Genomic DNA, 3,188 nt, shown 5'->3' on the forward strand with positions numbered 1-3,188 from the left:
GTGCTGAACAAGTTCCGCCAGACCACTGTCGACGTCTTCGGCCACACCGATTCGACCGGCGGCGACGAGCACAATTTCGACCTGTCGCAGCGTCGCGCGCTTGCTGTCGCCAACTATCTCTCCGGCCAGGGCGTCGATTCCCGCCGCTTCGCCGTCACCGGCTTCGGCAAGACGCGCCCGATCGCGTCCAACGCGACGGCTCAGGGCCGCGCTCAGAACCGGCGGGTCGAGATCCAGCTTTCGCCGCTCACCTGAGAAGAACCGCTTCCGGCGGATCAACTCCACCAAGCAAAACGGCCTCGGAAGAGGCCGTTTTTTATTTTTGCGGGACTCCAGGTTGGGTCAAAAGTCTTAGGCCATTAGCTTCCTCTAAATGATGCTTTTCCGGAGCTCGAGAAAGGACTAGCATCAATCCTGTTCCAGCGGGGATGAGGCGGCAACTGGCCGCGCGACAAGCATTTTTTCCGCCTCGGTCTTGCACGGCCAGATCAGAAATCTGGGAGGAATGCATGACAAGAACTGCTCGCCTTGGGCGCTGCGGCGTCCTCGTTTTGACTGGTCTCTTGGGCGCGTGGCTAGGCGCGGCCGCGGCTCAAGCCGAGGAGGCCAACAAGGCCGACATCGAAGCCTTGAAAAAATCGCTGGCCAAATATGAGGACTACACGGCCGCCATCCGCGACCTCTATCTATCGACCGAAGGCTGCGTCTACTACAGCGGCGAGAAGATACCGGGCACGATGGACTATCCGAAAGGCGCCATGGGCGTCCATTTCGTCAACGTCCCGAGCGTTGGCAAGCCACTAGACCCGATGAAACCCAACGTCCTGATCTACGAGCCGACGAAGAAAGGCTTGAAACTGGTCGGCGTGGAATGGCTGGTGCCGCTGACACCGGACGTCAAGGAAGCACCGAGCCTGTTTGGCCAGAAATTCATGGGACCGATGGAGGGGCACTATCCGCTGATCCCGAAGGAGTTCGTCCACTACGACCTGCATGCCTGGCTGTTCAGGGATAATCCGAACGGCATGTTCGCCCCGACGAACCCGAACGTGAAATGCACCAAGGCCGAGTTCCCGATGCTGGAGAAGCCGACCAAGATGATGCCAGGTCCGATGTAAGGCACTGCCTTTGGCTGAATTGCTTCAGGCGAAGCGACAGCAAAAAAGAAACGGCCCCGCTCAGGGGCCGTTTTCATTCCGGGCTATGCTGGTATCGACTTCAGACCTTCGCGACGATCCGCATGAAGGCCGGCACGTCGTCGCCGAAGCCGACGGTTGCATCGTCTTCTTCCTGGCGATGGCGGGCAGGGCGGTCGCGTTGCGCACGGGCGTCGCCGCGCTGCTCGTGACGATTGCCCGAGCCTTTGCGCTCGTTCTCTGAGCGGATCGCGTCCTTGCGGGCGCGGCGCTCGGCGATATCGGCCACTTCGGCGACGGGCTGCTCTTCGCGCGCGGTGTCGGGCGTCTCTTCACGCTTGGCGTGACGGTCCTTCTTGCGCTCGCCCCGGTCCTTGCGGTCCTCATCCTTGCGGCCGGCGCGCCGCGGCGCGCCGCGGCCACGGCGCGGCGAATCCTCGCCTTCGCTCTCGGTAACCGTCGACAGGTCGCCGTCATGCCATTCGATCTTGGTGCCGATCAGCCTTTCGATGGCATCGACATATTTGGTGTCGGAGCGGGTTGCGATGGTGAAGGACTTGCCGGAACGGCCGGCGCGGCCGGTGCGGCCGATGCGGTGGACATAGTCCTCTGCATGGATCGGCACGTCGTAATTGAAGACATGGCTGACGTCCGGAATATCGAGGCCGCGCGCGGCGACGTCCGAGGCGACGAGATAGCGCAGCTTGCCGTCGCGGAAATTGGCGAGCATCTGCATGCGCGCGCGCTGGTCCATATCGCCATGCAATGCGCCGGCATCGAAATCATGTTTCAGCAGCGAGCGGAAAAGCTCCGACACCTCGACCTTGCGGTTGCAGAAGATGATGGCGTTCTTCAGCCCGTCGCTCTCGGCCTTCATCAGGTTGCGCAGCGTCTCGCGCTTTTCCCACGGCTTGGAGCCTGACTTCACCAGGCGCTGCGTGATGCTGGTCGCGGTGGAGGCGGCCCTGGAAACCTCGACGCGCACCGGCGCGTGCAGGAACTTTTCGGTGAGCTTGGTGATCTCCGGCGGCATGGTCGCCGAGAAGAACAGCGTCTGGCGCGTGAACGGGATCATCTCGCATATGCGCTCGATGTCGGGGATGAAGCCCATGTCGAGCATGCGGTCGGCCTCGTCGATGACGAGGATCTCGACGCCGTTGAGCAGGAGCTTGCCGCGCTCGCGGTGGTCGAGCAGGCGGCCGGGCGTCGCGATCAGCACGTCTGCGCCGCGCTCCAGCTTCTTGTCCTGCTCGTCGAAGGAGACGCCGCCGATCAGGAGCGCGATGTTGAGCTTGTGGTTCTTGCCGTATTTGATGAAGTTCTCTTCGACCTGCGCCGCCAGTTCGCGCGTCGGCTCGAGGATCAGCGTGCGCGGCATGCGGGCGCGGGCGCGGCCTTTTTCCAGCCGGGTCAGCATCGGCAGCACGAAGGAAGCGGTCTTGCCGGTTCCGGTCTGGGCGATGCCCAGCACATCCTTGCCAAGCAGCGCATGCGGAATGGCGCCGGCCTGGATCGGGGTCGGCTTGGTGTAGCCGGCGTCGGTGACTGCGGAGAGGACCTTCGGCGACAGGCCTAGGTCCGTGAATGTCAACGCTTCTTGAGCGGTCGTGGTGTCTGAGGACAAGTGTTTGTTGTCTTTGGCTGGTTCAGGAAAATCGCAACACGTGTTGCGGCAGGCGCCGCGCGCCTGCAAGATCGGGCTTGCAGTTAGGCGCAAGTCCGCGATTTGTCAACAGAAACGGCCGGGATTCCGGCGATTGTGAAGACGTAACCTTAATCGCGATGCTTAAACGAGGTCTTGTCCTTGCGCCGGCTCAATAGCGGAACTGCTCGGCAAGAATACGCTCGTTCCACGAATGATTGGGATCGAACAGCAACGTCGCCGTGGCGGTCGGCGATTCCCGGACCGTGACCGAGGCAATCGCCTTGACCTCGGTGTGGTCGGCGGCGGCGTTTACCGGGCGCTTTTCCGATTCCAAGATGTCGAAGCGCACGGTCGCCTTGTTGGAAAGCAGTGCGCCGCGCCAGCGCCGCGGCCGGAACGGGCTGACC

At 62.5% G+C, this 3,188-nt stretch carries 3 protein-coding genes and 1 pseudogene; 2 read left to right on the plus strand and 2 right to left on the minus strand.

Translation table 11 applies throughout. The features are described 5' to 3' along the window. On the plus strand, positions 1 to 255 hold a 255-nt coding region (locus EOA29_RS30330; protein WP_145969878.1), incomplete at its 5' end, for an OmpA family protein. 254 nt (positions 256 to 509) lie between these two features. Continuing rightward, entirely contained in the window at positions 510 to 1,118 is a 609-nt protein-coding gene (locus tag EOA29_RS30335) for a hypothetical protein (RefSeq protein WP_126094148.1), read from the plus strand. Between the two features lie 100 nt (positions 1,119 to 1,218). On the opposite strand, the gene EOA29_RS30340 is transcribed toward EOA29_RS30335, so the two are convergent. Further along, entirely contained in the window at positions 1,219 to 2,760 is a 1,542-nt protein-coding gene (locus EOA29_RS30340) for a DEAD/DEAH box helicase (protein WP_189350091.1), read from the minus strand. Positions 2,761 to 2,950: 190 nt separating this feature from the next. After that, a pseudogene (locus tag EOA29_RS30345) lies at positions 2,951 to 3,188 on the minus strand (NAD kinase); the annotation flags it as partial.

It is taken from the genome of Mesorhizobium sp. M1E.F.Ca.ET.063.01.1.1, from assembly GCF_003998155.1.
GTDB lineage: Bacteria > Pseudomonadota > Alphaproteobacteria > Rhizobiales > Rhizobiaceae > Mesorhizobium.

What these genes read in the sequence shown, in the direction of transcription:
- EOA29_RS30335 (WP_126094148.1), top strand. Translation starts at nt 510, where the DNA reads ATGACAAGAACTGCTCGCCTTGGGCGCTGCGGCGTCCTCGTTTTGACT.